Raw genomic sequence first — 20031 nt, 5'->3', positions numbered from 1 at the left:
GATTCAGTTGGCTATGGTTAGATGACGCCCGAACCCTGCCGAGTCTTCCCGAATGCGTCGTTACCTGCCCCTGGTCTTTCTTGTTTTCAGTCTGCTGGCCCTTGCCGCCCTGGGCGTGGCGGGGCAGCAGCACCGCGTGTTCGAGCGTGCCTGGTTCGACCTCAAGGCCTGGTGGCAGCCGGCCGAGCAGGGCATGGGGCTGAGCCGCTACCAGGTGGTGGTCGAGGCACGCCCGGTCGAGGGGCTGGAGGCGGATATTTCGGCGCTGACCTTCGACCCGGACCGCAACAGCCTGTACACGGTCACCAACAAGAACCCCGAGCTGATCGAGCTGTCGCTGGAGGGGCGCATCGTGCGGCGCATCCCCCTGACAGGTTTCGGCGACCCCGAGGCGGTGGAGTATGTGGGGCCGGGCAGTTTCGTGATCACGGACGAGCGCGAGCAGCGCCTGATCCGGGTGCATGTGGCGCCCGATACCGCGTTCCTGGATGCCAAGGATGCCGAGCAGCTTACCCTGGGCATCGGCCTGAACGGCAACAAGGGTTTCGAGGGGCTGGCCTACGACTCGGGCGGCAAGCGCCTGTTCGTGGCCAAGGAGCGCGACCCGATGCTGATCTACGAGGTGCACGGGTTTCCCCATGACAATCCGGAGCAGCCCTATGCGGTGCACGTGGTGCAGGACCGCAAGCGTGATTCGCGGTTGTTCGTGAGAGACCTGTCGAGCTTGCAGTTCGACGAGCGCAGCGGGCATCTGCTGGCCCTGTCGGACGAATCGCAACTGGTGCTGGAGCTGGACGTGAAGGGCAAGCCGATCAGCAGCCTGTCGCTGCGCAAGGGGTCTGCCGGGTTGAAGGCGAGCGTGCCGCAGGCCGAGGGGATTGCGCTGGACGATGCCGGGACGCTGTATGTGGTGAGCGAGCCGAACCTGTTCTACGTATTCAGGAAGACCGAGTAGGCTGTATCGCGGGTCAAGCCCGCTCCCACAAGATCACACCGAACCTGTGGGAGCGGGCTTGGCCCGCGATGAGGCCGGCCCCGCAAGCTTACCTGGTCAGGGTCTTCACGCCGTCCGCGGTCCCCAGCAGCAGCAGGTCCGCCGGGCGCGCCGCGAACAGGCCGTTGGTCACCACGCCCACGATCGCGTTGATCTGGGTTTCCAGCTCCACCGGGTTGGTGATCTGCAGGTTGAACACGTCCAGGATGATGTTGCCGTTGTCGGTCACCACGCCTTCGCGGTACACCGGGTCGCCGCCCAGTTTCACCAGCTGACGTGCCACATGGCTGCGCGCCATCGGGATCACCTCGACCGGCAGCGGGAAGGCGCCCAGTACCGGCACCAGCTTGCTCGCGTCGGCAATGCAGATGAAGGTCTTGGCCACGGCCGCGACGATCTTCTCGCGGGTCAGGGCTGCGCCACCGCCCTTGATCAGGTTCAGGCGCTCGTCGCTCTCGTCGGCACCGTCCACATAGAACTCCAGGTCGCTGACCGTGTTCAGCTCGTACACCGGAATGCCGTGGCCCTTCAGGCGTGCAGCCGTGGCCTCGGAGCTGGCGACCGCACCATCGAACGCACCCTTGTGCAGCGCCAGGGCGTCGATGAAGCAGTTGGCGGTCGAACCGGTGCCGACGCCGACGATGCTCTTGTCATCGAGCTTGGGCAGAATGAAATCGACAGCGGCCTGGGCGACAGCCTGTTTGAGTTGGTCCTGGGTCATGCGGGCTCCGGAGCGGGCAGGGGTATCGTGAGGGCGCGTAGTATAGCGGCTAAAACCACAGACTGGCTGTGGTCGCCCGACCGGGCGCTGCGGTAGACTCCGAGGCCCCGCCCAGCTGCCCAGTGATGCGTTCCCGATGCTCGAACAGTACGTCAAGAAGATCCTCACCTCGCGCGTCTATGACGTCGCCGTCGAAACCCCGCTGCAACCGGCCGGCCAGCTCAGCAAGCGCCTGGGCAACCACGTGCTGCTCAAGCGCGAAGACCTGCAGCCGGTGTTCTCGTTCAAGATCCGCGGCGCCTACAACAAGCTGGCGCAGTTGAGCGCCGAGGAACTGGCGCGGGGCGTGGTCACCGCCTCGGCCGGCAACCATGCCCAGGGCCTGGCGCTGGCCGCCCGTGAACTGGGGATCAAGGCCACCATCGTGATGCCCAAGACCACCCCCGAGATCAAGGTCGAAGGCGTGCGCTCGCGGGGCGCCAAGGTGGTGCTGCATGGCGATTCGTTCCCCGAGGCGCTGGCCTACTCGCTCAAGCTGGTGGACGAAAAGGGCTTCGTCTATATCCACCCCTATGACGACCCGCACACCATCGCCGGGCAGGGCACCGTGGCCATGGAGATCCTGCGCCAGTACCCCGGGCCGCTGGACGCGATCTTCGTGCCGGTGGGCGGCGGCGGCCTGATCGCCGGCATTGCCGCCTACGTCAAATACCTGCGCCCCGAGATCAAGGTGATCGGTGTCGAGCCGGACGACTCCAACTGCCTGCAGGCCGCCATGGCCGCCGGCGAGCGCGTGGTGCTGCCGCAGGTGGGCCTGTTCGCCGATGGCGTGGCGGTGGCGCAGATCGGCCAGCACACCTTCGACATCTGCAAGGATCATGTGGACGAGGTGATCACCGTCAGCACCGACGAGATCTGCGCGGCCATCAAGGACATCTACGACGATACCCGCTCGATCACCGAACCTGCCGGCGCGCTGGGCGTTGCCGGCATCAAGAAGTACGTTGAGCTGCGAGGTGTGACCGGGCAGACCCTGGTGGCCATCGACTCCGGTGCCAACGTGAACTTCGACCGCCTGCGCCATGTGGCCGAGCGCGCCGAACTGGGCGAGGGCCGCGAGGCGATCATCGCAGTGACCATCCCCGAACAGCCGGGCAGCTTCAAGGCGTTCTGCGAGGCCATCGGCAAGCGCCAGATCACCGAATTCAACTACCGCTACCACGCCGACGGCGAGGCGCACATCTTTGTCGGGGTGCAGACCCACCCCGACACCGACCCGCGCAGTGCCCTGCTGCACAGCCTGATCGCGCAGGGTTTTCCGGTGCTGGACCTGACCGACAACGAGCTGGCCAAGCTGCACATCCGCCACATGGTGGGCGGGCACGCGGCGCGGGTCAGCGACGAGCTGGTGCTGCGCTTCGAGTTCCCTGAGCGGCCGGGGGCGCTGTTCAACTTCCTCAACAAGCTGGGTGGGCGCTGGAACATCTCGATGTTCCACTACCGCAACCATGGCGCGGCCGATGGTCGCGTGGTGGCCGGGCTGCAGGTGCCGGATGATGAGCGCCACCTGGTGCCGGCGGCACTGGCCAAGATCGGCTACCCGTACTGGGATGAAACCGACAACCCGGCGTACCGGCTGTTTCTGGGCTGAACGGCTACGCTGTTGGGCAACGCCTGAGGAATAAGAAGACATGGAATTGCTGACAAGCCTGAAAATCGCCCACGTACTGGCCACGGTCGTGCTGCTGGGCAGTGCCCTGGGCCTGGCGCTGTGGGTCTGGCTGGCACGACGCAAGGGTGACGTGACTGCGCACACGCGCCTGTTGCAGCGGCCTTTGCTGTTCGTATGGTTGCTGATGGGCGTATGCCTGGTGAGCATGCCGTTCAGTGGCTGGTGGCTGGTGCACCTGATCGGCTGGCCATTGGGGCAGACCTGGGTGCTGGGCTCCAGCCTGATCTATACGGTGGGGGCGTTCTGCTGGTTCTGGCTGAGTGTGCGCCTTAACCGGCTGCGCACGGCGCCGGGCGCAGGCAACCCGAAGGTGACGCTGGGCCTGGCGGTGTTCTGCGCCGTGTGCTTCATCGCGATTGCCGGGCTGATGGGTGCAAAACCCGTCTGATGCCTTCGCCGGCAAGGCCGGCTCCTACACCCGTTGCGCTGTAGGAGCCGGCCTTGCCGGCGAATGGTCACACCTCAATCGCGCAGGCTGATCACCGGCCAGCCGCGTTTCTCGGCTTCGGCACGCAGGGTCGGGTCCGGGTTCACCGCCACCGGGTTGGCCACCTGCTCCAGCAGCGGCAGGTCGTTGATCGAGTCGCTATAGAAGTAGCTGTCGTCCAGGTTCAAGCCATTCTCTTCGAGCCAGCGGTTCAGGCGCGTCACCTTGCCTTCACGGAAGCACGGCACGTCGATGCTGCGCCCGCTGTAGCGACCGTCGACCATCTCGCACTCGGTGGCCAGCAGGGTCTCCACGCCCAGGCGCTGGGCAATCGGGCCGGTGATGAAGCGGTTGGTGGCGGTGATGATCACCAGCTTGTCGCCCGCGTCACGGTGCTTTTGCAGCAGCGCCAGGGCCTGGGGCAGGATGATCGGCTCGACGCAGTCGCGCATGAAGTCGCGGTGCCATTCGTCGAGTTGCGCCATTTCGGTCCGGGCCAGGATCTCCAGGGTGAATTCAAGGTAGGCGCCCTGGTCCAGCTTGCCGGCCAGGTAGTCCTGGTAGAACGCATCGTTGCGGTTCTTGTAGGCGATGGGGTCGAGAATCCCGCGTTCGCACAGGTAATCGCCCCAGGCGTGGTCGCTGTCGCCACCCAGAAGCGTGTTGTCCAGATCGAATAAAGCCAGGCGCATCGAAGTCACTCGCATAACATCTGAAAAGGCCCACAGAATACGGACTTTTATCTGCTATGCACATAAGGTGGAGCGGCGCGTTGCTGGCGTTGCAAGCTTTGTGGAACAATGCGGCGACATGCGTTTGCGAGGTTGCTGCCGTGATCGACCCCGATGGTTTTCGCCCCAATGTCGGGATCATTCTGACCAATGATCTCGGGCAGGTGCTATGGGCTCGACGGATCAACCAGGATGCCTGGCAGTTTCCACAAGGCGGGATCAACCCCGAGGAAACGCCGGAAGACGCCCTGTACCGCGAGCTGAATGAAGAAGTGGGCCTGGAGCGGCAGGATGTTGAAATTCTTGCCTGCACCCGTGGCTGGTTGCGTTATCGTTTACCCCAACGCCTGGTGCGTACCCACAGCCAACCGCTGTGCATCGGCCAGAAACAGAAATGGTTCCTCCTGCGCCTGGTGTCCAACGAGCAGCGGGTGCGGATGGATTTGACCGGTAAACCGGAATTCGATGGGTGGCGCTGGGTCAGCTATTGGTATCCGTTGGGCCAGGTGGTGACATTCAAGCGCGAGGTTTACCGCCGCGCTCTCAAAGAGCTTGCCCCGCGCCTGCTGGCGCGCGACTGACGACGGAGTTCGACCCCGAGCCATGCTCAATACGCTGCGCAAGATCGTCCAGGAAGTTAACTCCGCCAAGGATCTCAAGACGGCGTTGGGGATCATTGTGTTACGCGTCAAAGAAGCCATGGGCAGCCAGGTGTGTTCCGTCTACCTGCTCGACCCGGAGAGCAACCGCTTCGTGCTGATGGCCACCGAGGGCCTGAACAAGCGCTCCATCGGCAAGGTCAGCATGGCCCCCAACGAAGGCCTGGTGGGCCTGGTGGGTACCCGCGAAGAACCGCTGAACCTGGAAAACGCCGCCGATCACCCGCGTTATCGCTACTTTGCCGAAACCGGCGAAGAGCGCTTTGCCTCCTTCCTCGGTGCACCCATCATCCACCACCGCCGCGTGGTGGGCGTGCTGGTCATCCAGCAGAAGGAACGTCGCCAGTTCGACGAGGGCGAAGAAGCCTTCCTGGTCACCATGAGTGCGCAGTTGGCCGGGGTTATCGCCCATGCCGAGGCCACCGGCTCGATTCGCGGCCTGGGGCGCCAGGGCAAGGGTATCCAGGAAGCCAAGTTCGTCGGCGTGCCGGGCTCGCCGGGCGCGGCGGTGGGTACGGCGGTGGTGATGCTGCCGCCGGCCGACCTGGACGTGGTGCCGGACAAGACCGTCACCGACATCGACGCCGAACTCAAACTGTTCAACAACGCCCTCGAAGGCGTGCGCAGCGACATGCGCAACCTCTCGGCCAAGCTCGCCACCCAGCTGCGCCCCGAAGAGCGTGCGCTGTTCGACGTGTACCTGATGATGCTCGAAGACGTCGCCCTGGGCGGCGAGGTGGTGGAGGTCATCAAGACCGGCCAGTGGGCCCAGGGCGCCTTGCGCCAGGTGGTGGGCGAGCACGTCAACCGCTTCGAGCTGATGGACGACGCCTACCTGCGCGAGCGCGCCTCCGATGTCAAAGACCTGGGCCGGCGCCTGCTGGCCTACCTGCAGGAAGCCCGCCAGCTGACCCTGGTGTACCCCGACAACACCATCCTGATCAGCGAAGAGCTGACCCCGGCCATGCTCGGTGAAGTACCCGAAGGCAAGCTGGTGGGGCTGGTGTCGGTACTCGGCTCGGGCAACTCCCACGTCGCGATCCTGGCGCGTGCCATGGGCATCCCCACGGTGATGGGCCTGGTCGACCTGCCGTATTCGAAGGTCGACGGCATCCAGATGATCGTCGACGGCTACAAGGGCGACGTCTACACCAACCCCAGCGAAGTGCTGCGCAAGCACTACACCGAAGTGGTCGAGGAGGAGCGCCAGCTGGCCCAGGGCCTGGACGCCCTGCGCGAACTGCCGTGCGAGACGCTCGATGGCTACCGCATGCCGCTGTGGGTCAACACCGGGCTGCTGGCCGACGTGGCGCGGGCGCAGCAGCGCGGCGCCGAAGGGGTGGGGCTGTACCGTACCGAAGTGCCGTTCATGATCAACCAACGCTTCCCCAGCGAAAAGGAGCAGCTGGCGATCTATCGCGAGCAACTGGCGGCCTTCCACCCGTTGCCGGTGACCATGCGCAGCCTGGACATCGGGGGTGACAAGGCGCTGTCGTACTTCCCGATCAAGGAGGACAACCCGTTCCTGGGTTGGCGCGGTATCCGCGTGACGCTGGACCACCCGGAGATCTTCCTGGTGCAGACCCGCGCCATGCTCAAGGCCAGCGAAGGCCTGAACAACCTGCGCATCCTGCTGCCGATGATCTCCGGGATACACGAACTGGAAGAGGCATTGCACCTGATCCACCGCGCCTGGGGCGAGGTGCGCGACGAAGGCACCGACGTGCCGATGCCGCCTGTGGGGGTCATGATCGAGATTCCGGCGGCGGTCTACCAGACCCGCGAGCTGGCGCGCATGGTCGACTTCCTGTCGGTGGGGTCCAACGACCTGACCCAGTACCTGCTGGCGGTCGACCGCAACAACCCGCGGGTGGCCGACCTCTATGACTACCTGCACCCTGCGGTGCTGCAGGCCTTGCAGCACGTGGTGACCGCGGCGCATGCCGAGGGCAAGCCGGTGAGCATCTGTGGCGAGATGGCTGGCGACCCGGCAGCGGCGGTGCTGCTGATGGCCATGGGCTTCGACAGCCTGTCGATGAACGCCACCAACCTGCCGAAAGTGAAATGGATGCTGCGTCAGATCAGCATGAGCAAATCCAGGGAATTGCTGGAGCAGGCGATGGGTATCGATAACCCGCAGGTTATCCACAGCTCGCTGCAACTGGCGCTGAAGAACCTGGGGTTGTCGCGGATGATCAATCCTGGGGCTTCCAAGACCCTGTGAAGCCGGGGCCGCTTCGCGGCCCTTCGCGGGTCAAGCCCGCTCCCACAGGGATCTCACCGGTCTTGATGCTTGTGCTGTATCTGTGGGAGCGGGCTTTACCCGCGAAAGCGTCAAACCTGCAGGGTGACCTCGCCCAACTGCCCTCCAAACGGTCCGAAGCTGCGCTCCACCATCAACCTGCTGCCATCCGCCTCGACAATCAACACCGTACTCGCCCGCGTCCCGTAGTTCTGGCTGGCAATGAACACGCTCGACAGCAACCGCTCGGTCGCCAGCCCCACACCGGTCTGCGGCAGCTCGGCCTCTTCGGCCTGCTGCTCATCCCCCAGCAACGCCAGCAGCCGCTGTGGTCGCGGGTCCTGCAGCTGGTCTTCGAGCGCAGCCCGCATCTTCAGCAGTTTCGGCCACGGCGTATCCAGCCCGGCATTCGACAAGCCGTACACCCCCTCGGCCAGCAGCACCGGCGCCGCCTCCTGCGCATTCAGGTACCCCAACTGCCCGGCGTCCCCTACCAGCAGGTTGAATCCCGAATACTGGCTGCTGCGGCTGGCCACATGGTCCAGGTAAGCCTCCACCCCCAGCTCGCCGCGCAGAAATCCCGCCACCAGCTCGCCGCGCGAGCGCGCACCCTGCGCCTGCTGCGGGTCCCGAATATTGGTCAGCGCCGCAAAGCGCCCGCCCGGTCCGACCCCCAGCCAGCTGCCGCCAGCCTCCAGGTCACGTCCGGCATACACCCCCGGCGCATCCTCCCACGCCCCCAGCGCCTGGCTGGGGCGGGCATAGAACTCGTCACGGTTGGCCGCGACGATCAGCGGCCGGGCATGCCCCGGGCGCCATGCAAAAGCAATCAGACACATAGGTTCGCTCCCAGTGTTTTCAGCCACTCTACCCACACTGGCGTTCGCTATCCATCGACTAAACGTGTCTTCACTAGAGCCACAGGCCCACCTTCCGTTACCATGCCGAACTGATTTTGGGGGTCGACAATGGAATTTGTGATCTATCTGGTGCTGGGCGCCTGTGCAGGTGTACTGGCCGGGCTGTTCGGCGTGGGCGGCGGCATCATCATCGTGCCGGTGCTGGTACTGAGCTTCACCCTGCAGGGCTTCGACGCCTCGGTGCTGACCCACCTGGCAGTCGGCACGTCGCTGGCGACCATTGTCTTCACCTCGGTCAACGCCATCCTCGAGCACCACCGCCGTGGCGCGGTGCAGTGGCCGATCTTTGTGTGGATGACCGTGGGCATCCTGCTCGGCGCCGGGGTCGGGGCCAAGACCGCCTCGCTGATCCAGGGCCCGCACCTGCAGAAGATCATCGGCGTGTTCGCCCTGCTGGTGGCGGTGCAGATGGCCCTGGACCTCAAGCCCAAGGCCAGCCGCGGCGTACCCGGCAAGCTTGGCCTGACCGCCGCCGGCGGCGTGGTGGGCTGGGCCTCGGCGATCTTCGGCATCGGCGGCGGCTCGCTCACCGTGCCCTTCCTGACCTGGCGCAGCCTGCCCATGCAGCAGGCGGTGGCCACGTCCTCGGCCTGTGGTTTTCCGATTGCGGTGGCCAGTGCCCTGAGTTTCATCGTGCTGGGCTGGGACGAGGCGCACCTGCCGCCCAACAGCCTGGGCTTCGTGTATTTGCCGGCGCTGCTCGGGATTGCCCTGACCAGCATGTTCTTTGCCCGTTTCGGTGCGCGCCTGGCGCATAAACTGTCGCCACGCCTGCTCAAGCGGCTGTTCGCCGCACTGCTGTTCTGTGTAGGCCTGAGCTTTTTGCTTTAACGAGAGGAGTCACCATGCTGCCTTACCCGCAGATCGATCCCGTGGCACTGGCCATCGGGCCGCTGAAAATCCACTGGTACGGCCTGATGTACCTGATCGGCATCGGCGGCGCGTGGCTGCTGGCGTCGCGCCGGCTGCACCGCTTCGACCCCACCTGGAGCCGCGAGAAACTCTCCGACCTGGTGTTCTGGCTGTCCATGGGCGTGATCGTCGGCGGGCGCCTGGGCTACGTGCTGTTCTATGACCTGAGCGCGTACCTGGCCAACCCGACGCTGATCTTCGAGGTGTGGAAGGGCGGCATGTCGTTCCATGGCGGCTTCATCGGCGTGATGCTGGCGGCGCTGTGGTTCGGCAAGCGCAACAACAAGTCGTTCTTCGAGCTGATGGACTTCGTTGCGCCGCTGGTGCCAATCGGCCTGGGTGCCGGGCGCATTGGCAACTTCATCAACGCCGAGCTGTGGGGCAAGGCCACCGACGTGCCGTGGGCCATGGTGTTCCCGCCGTTCAGCGACCCGGCGCAATTGCCGCGTCACCCGTCGCAGCTGTACCAGTTCGCCCTGGAAGGTGTGGCACTATTCCTGATTCTGTGGCTGTACTCGCGCAAACCGCGCCCGACCATGGCGGTTTCCGGGATGTTCGCGCTGTTCTACGGCATCTTCCGCTTCATCGTCGAGTTCGTGCGGGTGCCGGATGCGCAGCTGGGTTACCTGGCCTTCGGCTGGCTGACCATGGGGCAGGTGCTGTGCGTGCCGATGATCGTCGCCGGTATCGCGCTGATCTGGCTGGCCTACCGCCGCGCGCCGAGTGCCAAGGGCGCCGCGCTTTAATTTTCCCGGCAGGGGCCTGGCCCCTGCCGGTATCGAGACAGGTAAGACATGAAGCAATATCTAGAGCTGGTGCGTGATGTGATCGAGAACGGCACCCTGCAGGGCAACCGTACCGGCGTGCGTACCATCAGCCTGCCGGGAGCCATGCTGCGTTTCGACCTGCAGAAGGGTTTCCCGGCCATCACCACCCGCCGCCTGGCGTTCAAGTCGGCGATCGGCGAAATGGTGGGCTTTCTGCGTGGCGTGAAGAACGCCGGCGAATTTCGTGAACTGGGCTGCAAGGTCTGGGACCAGAACGCCAACGAGAACGCCCAGTGGCTGGCCAACCCCTTCCGCCAGGGGCATGACGACCTGGGCGAGATCTACGGCGTGCAATGGCGCCAGTGGCCGGCCTACAAGCGCATCCCACTGAGCAACCCGGCGGCCATCGAGCTGGCGCAGAGCAATGGCTTCGTGAAGATTGCCGAGGCAGAAGAAGAGGGCGAGGCGTTCGTGGTGCTGTACAAGGCCATCGACCAGATTCGCCAGTGCATCGACACCATCCACAACGACCCGGGCAGCCGCCGCATCCTGTTCCATGGCTGGAACTGTGCGCAGCTGGACGAGATGGCGTTGCCGCCGTGCCACCTGCTTTATCAGTTTCACCCGAACGTGGAGACCAAGGAGATTTCCCTGACCCTCTACATCCGCTCCAACGACCTGGGCCTGGGCACACCGTTCAACCTCACCGAAGGCGCCGCGCTGCTGTCGCTGGTGGGCCGCCTGACCGGCTACACGCCGCGCTGGTTCACCTACTTCATCGGTGATGCGCACGTGTACGAGAACCACCTGGACATGCTCACCGAACAGCTCAAGCGCGAGCCGCTGGCGGCGCCCAGGCTGGTGATCTCCGACCGCGTGCCGGAGTATGCCAAGACGGGTGTGTACGAGCCGGAGTGGCTGGAGAAGATCGAGCCGAGCGACTTCAGCCTGGAAGGCTACGAGCACCATGCGCCGATGACGGCGCCGATGGCGGTCTAAGCGCGCCATACCGCTTCGCCAGCAAGGCTGGCTCCTACAAGGATCACCGCGATCCCCTGTAGGAGCCAGCCTTGCCGGCGAAAGGGCCCTCAGTCAGTGCCCATGGCTGCGCCCCACATGCGAATGCTCCGCCTCCGGAGCTGTCACCGCACCGTTCACCTCCAGATGCTGCAGGATCGAGCACTGCGTTTCCTGCGCCCGGCAATGCTGGCGCAACTCCAGCAACTGCCCCTGCAATGCCACCAACCCGTCGATGCGCGCCTTCACGTGCTGGATATGCTCGTCGATCAGCGCATTCACGCTTTCGCACTGGTCCTCCGGGCTGTCGCGCAGGCGCAGCAGGCTGCGGATCTCTTCCAGGGTCATGTCCAACGTGCGGCAGTTGCGGATGAAGGTCAGCCGCTCCACGTGCGCCTGGGTATACAGCCGGTAGTTGCCCTCGCTGCGCGCAGGCTCTGGCAAGAGGCTTTCACGCTCGTAGTAGCGAATGGTTTCCACCGGGCAGTCGGTGGCCCTGGCCAGCTCTCCGATCTTCATCTGCAAAATACCTCGGTTGGTTGCTTGACCCTATAGTGGCTACAGGGTGTTCACTTGGCAACAGGACCTTTAGGGATGAACCACATGAACCAGCCTGTCAGCCCCGACCACGTCGGCCACGCGCACGATCACAAGCATGAACATAGCCACGATCATGCCCACGACCACGCGGACCACGACCACGCCAGCCCCGCGCCTGCCGCGCCTGCCCACGGCAGCTGCTGCTCCGGCGCCGCCGCACCGGCCCTGGTGCAGCTGCGTGAAACCACCAGCAGCGATGCGCGGCTGAGCCGCTTCCGGATCGAGGCCATGGACTGCCCGACCGAGCAGACCCTGATCCAGAACAAGCTGGGCAAGCTCGACGGCGTCGAGCAGCTGGAATTCAACCTGATCAACCGTATCCTCGGCGTCACGCATACCCACCCCGACACCCGCGGCATCGAGCAGGCGATCACCTCGCTGGGCATGCACGCCGAACCGCTCGACGATGCGGGCGAGGCCGGCAGCGACGCAGTGGCTGCGCCGAAGAAAGCCTGGTGGCCGCTGGCGCTGTCCGGTGTCGCCGCACTCGCCGCCGAGATCGTCCACTTCACCAATGCCGCCCCGGAATGGGCCGTGGCCCTGCTGGCGCTGGCGGCCATCCTCGGCTGCGGCCTGGGCACCTACAAGAAGGGCTGGATTGCCCTGAAGAACCGCAACCTGAACATCAACGCACTGATGAGCATCGCCGTGACCGGCGCCGTGCTGATCGGCCAGTGGCCGGAAGCGGCCATGGTGATGGTGCTGTTCACCCTGGCCGAACTGATCGAGGCGCGCTCGCTGGACCGTGCACGCAACGCCATCGGCGGCCTGATGCAACTGGCCCCGGACCTGGCCACCGTGCGCCAGGCCAACGGCCAATGGCAGGAGGTCGACGTGCGCCAGGTGGCCCTTGGCGCCACCGTGCGCGTGCGCCCAGGCGAACGTATCGGCCTGGACGGCGAAGTGCTGCAAGGCCAGTCCAGCATCGACCAGGCGCCGATCACCGGCGAAAGCCTGCCGGTGGAGAAGGGCCCCGGCGACAAGGTGTTCGCCGGCACCATCAACCAGTCCGGTGCGCTGGAGTACCGCGTGACCGCCGCCGCCGGCCAGTCGACCCTGGCCCGCATCATCAAGGCCGTGGAGCAAGCCCAGGGCGCCCGCGCCCCGACCCAGCGCTTCGTCGACCAGTTCTCGCGCATCTACACCCCGGTGGTGTTCGTGCTGGCACTGGCGGTGGCCGTGGTGGCACCGCTGTTCTTCGGCGGCCTGTGGTTCGACTGGATCTACCGTGCGCTGGTGCTGCTGGTGGTGGCGTGCCCGTGCGCGCTGGTGATCTCGACCCCGGTGACCATCGTCAGCGGCCTGGCCGCCGCAGCGCGCAAGGGCATCCTGATCAAGGGCGGCGTGTACCTGGAGGGCGGGCGCAAGCTCAGCTTCCTGGCGCTGGACAAGACCGGCACCATCACCCACGGCAAACCGGTGCAAACCGACTACCACGTGCTCGATGCGCGCTTCGAAGGCCGCGCCCAGCACATCGCCGCGAGCCTGGGCGCTCGTTCCGATCACCCGGTGTCGATGGCCATCGCACAGCAGTACGGCGATCAGCCGCTGGCCGAGGTCAGCGAGTTCCAGGCCCTGATGGGCCGTGGCGTGGGCGGCAGGATCGACGGCGTGCTGTACCACCTGGGCAACCATCGCCTGGTCGAGGAACTGGGCCTGTGCTCGCCCGAACTGGAAGCCCAGCTCGATGAGCTGGAGCGCCAGGGCAAGACAGTGGTGCTGCTGCTCGACGCCTCCGGCCCGCTGGCGCTGTTCGCCGTGGCCGATACGGTCAAGGAAAGCAGCCGCGAGGCGATTGCGCAGTTGCATGCACTGGGTATCAAGACCGTCATGCTCACCGGCGACAATCCGCACACCGCCGAGGCCATCGCCGCGCAGGTGGGCATCGATGAGGCTCGCGGCAACCTGCTGCCGGCCGACAAGCTCAAGGCCATCGAAGACCTGTACGCCCAGGGCCATCGGGTCGGCATGGTCGGCGACGGCATCAACGATGCCCCGGCGCTGGCGCGCGCCGAGATCGGGTTTGCCATGGCGGCGGCCGGTACCGACACCGCCATCGAAACCGCAGACGTGGCACTGATGGATGACGACTTGCGCAAAATCCCGGCGTTCGTCAGGCTCTCGCGGCAAAGCGCGGCGATCCTGGTGCAGAACATCGTTCTGGCCCTGGGCATCAAGGCGATCTTCCTGGCGATCACCTTCACCGGCATGGCGACCTTGTGGATGGCGGTGTTCGCCGACATGGGCGTGAGCTTGCTGGTGGTATTCAACGGCTTGCGCCTGCTCAGAAAGTAAGAGGCGGTATGTTGAGTTCCGAGTTGAAGGCGTTCTACATGGTGGCCCGCCTGGGCAGCATTACCCTGGCGGCGAAGAAACTCGGGCTCAGCCAGCCGACGGTGACCACGCAGATCCGCAACCTGGAGGCCCAGTACGGGGTCGAGCTGTTCTTTCGTGGCGGTCGCCGCCTGACCCTGAGCGACGACGGCACGCGGCTGATGCCGATGGTCAAGGCGCTGATGCAGCAGGAGTCGGATATCGAGTTCTTCCTGCGCAACAGCGGCCAGGGGCAGGGCGGCCTGCGCATTGCGGCCACCGCGCCGTACTACATTCTCGACCTGGTGAAGATCTTCCGCGAGCGCCTGCCGCAGGTGGAGCTGTCGGTGGAGATCGGCAACTCGCAGCAGGTGCTGGAGTGGCTGGAGGATTACCGCGTGGACATGGCCGCCTCGTCACAGCTGGTGGAGGATGCGCGGCTGGTGCGGCGGGTGCTGGGCGTCGACCCGCTGGTGGTGGCAGTGCACCGCAACCATCCCCTGGCCTCGCGTGAGGCGGTGCCGCTGAGTGCGCTGGGCGGGCATTGCCTGCTGATGCGCGAACAGGGCTCGACCACGCGCCGGCTCACCGAGCAGATGCTCGATGAGGCGGGGGTTAAGGTGGGCTCGCTGCTGGAGATCGGCAGCCGCGAATCGATCCGCGAGGCGGTGCTGCGCAACATCGGCATCAGCATCATCGCCCGCCACGAGGTGCCGCATAACCCGGAGCTGAAGGTGCTGGCGCTGGAGGGGGCGCCGGTGATGCATGAGTACCTGTACTGCCTCAAGGAACGGCGCCAGGCGCGGTTGCCTGCTGCCTTTCTCGGCCTGGCCCAGGAAGTCTCGGCGCTGACCCTGTAGGAGCCAGCCTTGCTGGCGAATGTCGCGCTGCGGCCTGCGGGATTGCGCAGTGCCCCCTTCGCCGGCAAGGCCGGCTCCTACAAAATCTGCCTATACCACTATCACCCGCTTTTGCCCCACCGCCACAGAACCTTCGCATTGCCCGCCTAGCATGGCCCTCACTCGTTCAGTGAGGTCCCGGCATGAACAACGCACTCGCAACCCCCGGCGCACAGATGAAAGTGCGCGGCATCCACAAACGCTTCGGCGCCTTCACCGCGCTGCACGACGTGTCCCTGGACATCGCCGCCGGCGAACTGGTGTGCCTGCTCGGCCCTTCCGGCTGCGGCAAGACCACCCTGCTGCGCTGCATCGCCGGGCTCGAACGCCAGGACCGTGGCACCCTCTACATCGGTGACCGCGACATTTCCGAGCTGCCGCCCCAGGCCCGCGACTACGGCATTCTGTTCCAGTCCTACGCGCTGTTCCCCAACCTCACCGTCGAAGCCAACATCGCCTACGGCCTGACCGCCAGCAGCCGCGACGAATCCCGTCAGCGCGTGGCCGACATGCTCGACCTGGTCGGCCTGCGCGGCAGCGAGAAGAAGTACCCCGGCCAGCTCTCCGGCGGCCAGCAACAACGTGTGGCCCTGGCCCGCGCACTCGCCCCGGCACCCTCCTTGCTGCTGCTCGACGAACCCATGTCGGCCCTCGATGCCCGCGTGCGCGACCACCTGTGCAGCGAGCTGCGTCAGTTGCAACGCCAACTTGGCATCACCACCCTGATGGTCACCCACAACCAGGACGAGGCCATGCTCATGGCCGACCGCATCGCGGTGATGAACAACGGCCAGGTCGAGCAGTACGACACCCCGCAGGCCATCTACGACAAGCCGGCCACGCCGTTCGTGGCCGAGTTCGTCGGCCAGGGCAACTGGCTGCCATTCCAGCAGCGTAGCGACAGCCATGCCCAGGTAGGTGACATGAACCTGCGCCTGGCCCCCGGTGCGGGCGCGGCCAACAGTGGCCGGTTGTTCTGCCGCCCCGAGGCGATCAGCGTCAACCCGCCGGTGCATGAAGAAAACCTGTTCCCGGCCCGAGTGCGGGAAATCACCTTCCTTGGCAATCGCTGCCGCATGAGTTTCGAGTTCAACCAACTGCCCGGCCACGCACTCACCGCCGAGGTGCCGCCCGAGTCGATGCCGCGCCTGGGCTCGCAGGATATCTGGGTGGCCTTGCCGCCGCGCAGCCTGCAGGTGTTTGCCTGGCATGGGCGCGCCGATGAGCCTGCCGATCGCACCTGCGAAGGCCAAGACCACCGGCGGCGTCGCGCTGGGTGATCGCCTGTTCGTGACCGGCGGCAAATGGCTGTTGCTGGTGCTGCTGACCGTCGCGGTGCTGCTGCCGTTGCTGGCGATCTTCTGGCGCGGCTTCAGCAGCGATGCCGGGCAGGGCGGCGGGCTGGTCGCGGCCCGCGAACTGTTCGCCAGCGCCAATTTCCACTGGCTGCTGGGCAACAGCCTCACCGTCGCGCTGAGCGTGGCGGCCATCGTGGTGCCCACCGCCTACCTGTTCGCCTATGCGCTGCAACGCACGCTGATTCCGGGCAAGCGCATATGGCGCGGGATCTCGCTGCTGCCGCTGCTGGCGCCTTCGATGCTGCCGGCCATCGCGCTGGTCTACCTGTTCGGTAACCAGGGCCTGCTGCGCGGGCTGCTCAGCGACAATATCTATGGCTTCTGGGGCATCGTGCTGGGCGAGGCCATCTACACCTTCCCGCATGCGCTGATGATCCTGCTCTCGGCACTGTCGCTGGCCGATGCACGGTTGTTCGATGCGGCCTCCAGCATGGGCGCCGGGCCACGCCGCGCGTTCACCAGCATCACCTGGCCGGCCACGCGCCAGGCCGTGTTCGCCGCGTTCTGCCTGGTGTTCACCCTCACCATCACCGACTTCGGCGTGCCGGTGGTGGTGGGTGGCGACTACCAGGTGCTGGCGCTGGAAGCCTACAAGGCGGTGGTGGGCCAGCAGCAGTTCGGCCGTGGTGCACTGATCGGCATGGTGCTGCTGGTGCCGGCGCTGCTCAGCTTTGCGGTGGATGCCTGGCTGCGCCGGCGCCAGGGCGATGCCATGAGCGGTCGCGCCCAGGTGTTCGAGCCGGCCCCCAGCCGCCGGCGAGATGCGTGCTTCCTGGCCATCGTGCTGCTGGTGTGCGCCATTCTGCTGCTGGTGGTGGGCATGGCGGTGTACTCCTCGCTGGTCAAGTTCTGGCCCTACAACCTGTCGCTGTCGCTCAAGCACTACCAGTTCGACGACACCGCCGGCGGCGGCTGGCTGGCCTACCGCAACAGCATCACCATGGCGCTGGGCACCGCCCTGATCGGCAGCGCGGTGATCTTCAGCGGCGCCTACCTGATGGAGAAGACCAGAGGCCGTCTCAACCTGCTGCTGCGCCTGCTCAGCTTCGTGCCGATGGCCGTGCCGGGGTTGGTGCTGGGGCTGGGCTACGTATTCTTCTTCAACCTGCCGGGCAACCCGCTGCATGTGTTCTACGGCAGCATGACGCTGCTGGTGGTGTGCACCATCGCGCACTATCTGACCACCGCGCAGATGACCGCCACCACTGTACTGCGCCAGCTCGACAGCGAGTTCGAGGCCGCCGCGCTGTCGCTCAAGGCCCCGCTGTACCGCCACTTTGCGCGGGTCACCGTGCCGATCTGCCTGCCAGCGCTGCTGGACATCATCCGCTACCTGTTCGTCTCGGCGATGACCACCGTGTCGGCGGCCATCTTCCTCTACAGCCCCGACACCATCCTGGCCGCGGTAGCGGTACTGAACATGGACGATGCCGGCAACGTCGGCGGTGCCGCCGCCATGTCCACCCTGATCCTGCTGACCAGCGCCGGCGTGTCACTGCTGCTGGCGTGGGCCTCGCGTGGCCTGCTCAAACGCTCCCAGGCCTGGCGCCAACGCGCGCCGGGCCACTGATTGCTCTTCCAACCCTGTACTGCTCAAAGGAACCGCACCATGTTCAAGCCACTTGCTCTTGCCGCTGCCGTGCTCGCTGCCGTGACCGTGCAGGCCCAGGCCGCCGACACCCAGCTCACCGTGTACACCGCGCTGGAGGCCGAACAGCTCAAGACCTACAAGCAGGCCTTCGAAAAGGCCAACCCGGATATCGAGATCAAGTGGGTGCGTGACTCCACCGGCATCATCACCGCCAAGCTGCTGGCCGAGAAGGATCGCCCGCAGGCCGACGCGGTGTGGGGCCTGGCGGCGTCGAGCCTGGCGATCCTCGACCAGCAGGGCATGCTGCAGACCTATGCCCCCAAGGACCTGGACAAGATCGGCGCCAACTACCGCGATGCGGCCAACCCGCCGGCGTGGGTGGGCATGGACGTGTGGGCGGCGACCATCTGCTTCAACACCATCGAGGCCGAGAAGCAGGGGCTGAGCAAGCCGGTGAGCTGGCAGGACCTGACCAAGCCCGAGTACAAGGGCAAGATCGTGATGCCCAACCCGGCCTCGTCCGGCACCGGTTTTCTGGATGTGAGCGCATGGCTGCAGACCTTCGGCGAGAAGCAGGGCTGGCAGTACATGGACGAGCTGCACCAGAACATCGGCCAGTACGTTCACTCCGGTTCCAAGCCGTGCAAGCTGGCGGCGGCGGGAGAGTTCCCGATCGGCATCTCGTTCGAGTACCCGGCGGTGCAGCTCAAGCGCCAGGGCGCGCCGCTGGATATCGTGCTGCCCAAGGAAGGCCTGGGCTGGGAGATCGAGGCCACTGCGCTGATCAAGGGCAGTCAGCATGAAGCCGCGGCCAAGCGCCTGGCCGACTTCTCGGCGAGCCCGGCGGCGATGGAGCTGTACAAGGAGAACTTCGCGGTGCTGGCGCAGCCGGGCATTGCCAAGCCGCAGACCGAGTTGCCGGCCGATTACGAGCAGCGTCTGATCAAGAACGACTTCGGCTGGGCATCGAAGAACCGCGACAGCATTCTGGCCGAGTGGCGCAAGCGCTATGACGGCAAGTCGGAGAAGGTGGCGCAGCAGTAAATCCGCTTCGCATTCATCGCGGGTCAAGCCCGCTCCCACAGGGATCATCGCCGTCCTTGTGGGAGCGGGCTTGACCCGCGATGGCCGCACCACAATCCTGAAGGGAACCCCCATGTCAGATTTTCTCATCGTCGGCGCCGGCATCCTCGGTCTGTCCCACGCCTACGCCGCAGCCCGGCGCGGCCTGCGGGTCAAGGTGTTCGAACGCAGCGCCACCCCGCTGGGCGCCTCCATTCGCAACTTCGGCCAGGCCCTGGTCAGCGGCCAGCCACCCGGCCAGATGCTCGAACTGGCCAATGCCAGCCGCGGCATCTGGGCCCACTGGGCCGAGCACGCCGGCTTTGCGCTCAAGCGCAACGGCTCGCTGCTGCTGGCCCGCACCGCGCTGGAGCAAGACCTGCTCGAAGCCTTCTGCAATGGGCGTGCACTCGAGCACGGCTACCCGGTCGAACTGCTGCAGGGCGCTGCGCTCGATGCGCTGTACGATGGCCAGTTCCGCCATCATCGCGCCGCCCTGCGTGGGCTGGACGATCAGCAGGTGTACTCGCGCGAGGCCATCCCTGCGCTGGTCAACTACCTGCGCGAGCAACTGGGCGTCGAATTCCACTTTTCCACGCTGGTGCGCGAGGTGGAGCCGGGGTTTCTGACCACCACCGCCGGTCGCTTCAGCGGCGAGCATATCGTGGTGTGCAGCGGGCACGACTACCAGACGCTGCTCGCCGAGCCGATGGCGCAGTTGCAGCCGCAGGTATGTCGCCTGCAGATGCTGCGCGCCCGGCCATGCTTCGGCCTGGACCTGCAGCATTCGCTGCTGACCGGGTTGAGCTGCCTGCATTACGGGGCGTATGCCGACCTGCCGCAGGCGCAGGCCCTGCGCGCCGAGGTACAGGCCGGCAGCCCGCACCTGCTGGAAAACGGCATTCACCTGTTGATCAGCCCGACGCCCCATGGCGAGCTGATCATCGGCGATTCGCATGCCTACGGCAGCGATGCGTTGCCGTTCAATGCCGAGCAGGTGGACAACTGGATGATCGAGCTGGCCGAGCAGACGCTGGGTGGGCGCATCGAGGTGCTGGAGCGCTGGCAGGGGGTGTACGGCTCGGG

General features: G+C 65.7%; 17 protein-coding genes and 1 pseudogene. 14 read left to right on the top strand and 4 right to left on the bottom strand.

The genetic code is table 11. The features are described from left to right. Positions 1 to 52: 52 nt before the first annotated feature. Entirely contained in the window at positions 53 to 955 is a 903-nt protein-coding gene (locus tag JZZ72_RS16930) for an SdiA-regulated domain-containing protein (RefSeq protein WP_210014744.1), read from the top strand. An 88-nt stretch (positions 956 to 1043) separates the two neighbouring features. On the opposite strand, the gene rpiA is transcribed toward JZZ72_RS16930, so the two are convergent. Further along, positions 1044 to 1715 (bottom strand): ribose-5-phosphate isomerase RpiA, encoded by a 672-nt coding sequence (gene rpiA, locus JZZ72_RS16925; RefSeq protein WP_043863445.1) that lies wholly within the window; start codon positions 1713 to 1715, stop codon positions 1044 to 1046. 136 nt (positions 1716 to 1851) lie between these two features. Between rpiA and ilvA the strand changes: the two genes are divergently transcribed. Both ilvA and JZZ72_RS16915 read left to right on the top strand, forming a co-directional pair. Further along, positions 1852 to 3366 (top strand): threonine ammonia-lyase, biosynthetic, encoded by a 1515-nt coding sequence (ilvA, locus tag JZZ72_RS16920; RefSeq protein WP_210014743.1) that lies wholly within the window; start codon positions 1852 to 1854, stop codon positions 3364 to 3366. Positions 3367 to 3406: 40 nt separating this feature from the next. Further along, on the top strand, positions 3407 to 3835 hold the full coding sequence (locus JZZ72_RS16915; RefSeq protein WP_043863447.1) for a DUF2269 family protein: 429 nt from the start codon (positions 3407 to 3409) through the stop codon (positions 3833 to 3835). 74 nt (positions 3836 to 3909) lie between these two features. Here JZZ72_RS16915 and JZZ72_RS16910 read toward each other — a convergent pair whose 3' ends face one another. Further along, the gene (locus tag JZZ72_RS16910) at positions 3910 to 4566 is read right to left on the bottom strand and encodes a histidinol-phosphatase (protein ID WP_043863448.1); all 657 of its coding nucleotides are present in this window, start codon (positions 4564 to 4566) and stop codon (positions 3910 to 3912) included. A gap of 140 nt (positions 4567 to 4706) precedes the next feature. On the opposite strand from JZZ72_RS16910, the gene JZZ72_RS16905 reads away from it, so the two are divergent. Both JZZ72_RS16905 and ptsP read left to right on the top strand, forming a co-directional pair. Then, positions 4707 to 5186 (top strand): RNA pyrophosphohydrolase, encoded by a 480-nt coding sequence (locus JZZ72_RS16905; RefSeq protein ID WP_043863449.1) that lies wholly within the window; start codon positions 4707 to 4709, stop codon positions 5184 to 5186. A 22-nt stretch (positions 5187 to 5208) separates the two neighbouring features. After that, a complete protein-coding gene (gene ptsP / locus JZZ72_RS16900; protein ID WP_043863450.1) occupies positions 5209 to 7488 on the top strand; it encodes a phosphoenolpyruvate--protein phosphotransferase in 2280 nt (759 codons plus the stop codon). A gap of 110 nt (positions 7489 to 7598) precedes the next feature. Here ptsP and JZZ72_RS16895 read toward each other — a convergent pair whose 3' ends face one another. Further along, positions 7599 to 8345, bottom strand: a complete 747-nt coding sequence (locus JZZ72_RS16895; RefSeq protein WP_116052393.1) for an NRDE family protein — start codon at positions 8343 to 8345, stop codon at positions 7599 to 7601. 129 nt (positions 8346 to 8474) lie between these two features. Here JZZ72_RS16895 and JZZ72_RS16890 point away from each other — a divergent pair, with 129 nt between their 5' ends. From JZZ72_RS16890 to JZZ72_RS16880, 3 genes are read left to right on the top strand one after another with little or no spacing between them, the layout of a single operon-like run. Next, positions 8475 to 9257: a sulfite exporter TauE/SafE family protein gene (locus tag JZZ72_RS16890; RefSeq protein ID WP_043863452.1), complete on the top strand. Its 783-nt coding sequence runs from the start codon at positions 8475 to 8477 to the stop codon at positions 9255 to 9257. A 14-nt stretch (positions 9258 to 9271) separates the two neighbouring features. Further along, the gene (gene lgt, locus JZZ72_RS16885; protein ID WP_088514634.1) at positions 9272 to 10084 is read left to right on the top strand and encodes a prolipoprotein diacylglyceryl transferase; all 813 of its coding nucleotides are present in this window, start codon (positions 9272 to 9274) and stop codon (positions 10082 to 10084) included. Between the two features lie 48 nt (positions 10085 to 10132). Beyond that, on the top strand, positions 10133 to 11104 hold the full coding sequence (locus JZZ72_RS16880) for a thymidylate synthase (protein ID WP_088514635.1): 972 nt from the start codon (positions 10133 to 10135) through the stop codon (positions 11102 to 11104). 93 nt (positions 11105 to 11197) lie between these two features. On the opposite strand, the gene cadR is transcribed toward JZZ72_RS16880, so the two are convergent. Continuing rightward, on the bottom strand, positions 11198 to 11641 hold the full coding sequence (cadR, locus tag JZZ72_RS16875) for a Cd(II)/Pb(II)-responsive transcriptional regulator (RefSeq protein ID WP_043863455.1): 444 nt from the start codon (positions 11639 to 11641) through the stop codon (positions 11198 to 11200). Between the two features lie 84 nt (positions 11642 to 11725). Here cadR and JZZ72_RS16870 point away from each other — a divergent pair, with 84 nt between their 5' ends. From JZZ72_RS16870 to JZZ72_RS16845, 6 genes and pseudogenes are all read left to right on the top strand, one after another. After that, positions 11726 to 14017 (top strand): heavy metal translocating P-type ATPase, encoded by a 2292-nt coding sequence (locus JZZ72_RS16870; RefSeq protein ID WP_210014742.1) that lies wholly within the window; start codon positions 11726 to 11728, stop codon positions 14015 to 14017. A gap of 8 nt (positions 14018 to 14025) precedes the next feature. After that, positions 14026 to 14895 carry a LysR family transcriptional regulator gene (locus JZZ72_RS16865; RefSeq protein WP_058541769.1) on the top strand — a complete coding sequence of 290 codons (870 nt, stop codon included), beginning with the start codon at positions 14026 to 14028 and terminating at the stop codon, positions 14893 to 14895. 182 nt (positions 14896 to 15077) lie between these two features. Then, positions 15078 to 16139: pseudogene (locus JZZ72_RS16860) on the top strand (putative 2-aminoethylphosphonate ABC transporter ATP-binding protein); the annotation flags it as partial. 4 nt (positions 16140 to 16143) lie between these two features. After that, entirely contained in the window at positions 16144 to 17862 is a 1719-nt protein-coding gene (locus JZZ72_RS16855; protein WP_210014741.1) for a putative 2-aminoethylphosphonate ABC transporter permease subunit, read from the top strand. Positions 17863 to 17901: 39 nt separating this feature from the next. Then, positions 17902 to 18927, top strand: coding sequence for a putative 2-aminoethylphosphonate ABC transporter substrate-binding protein (locus JZZ72_RS16850; RefSeq protein WP_054915526.1), 1026 nt, complete (start codon positions 17902 to 17904; stop codon positions 18925 to 18927). A 112-nt stretch (positions 18928 to 19039) separates the two neighbouring features. Further along, on the top strand, positions 19040 to 20031 hold a 992-nt coding region (locus JZZ72_RS16845; RefSeq protein ID WP_210014740.1), incomplete at its 3' end, for a TIGR03364 family FAD-dependent oxidoreductase.

Source organism: Pseudomonas palmensis (assembly GCF_017848315.1).
Classification (GTDB): Bacteria; Pseudomonadota; Gammaproteobacteria; order Pseudomonadales; family Pseudomonadaceae; genus Aquipseudomonas; species Aquipseudomonas palmensis.
The sequence above is the reverse complement of the archived record's forward strand: the minus strand, read 5'-3'. Positions and strand labels throughout refer to the sequence as shown.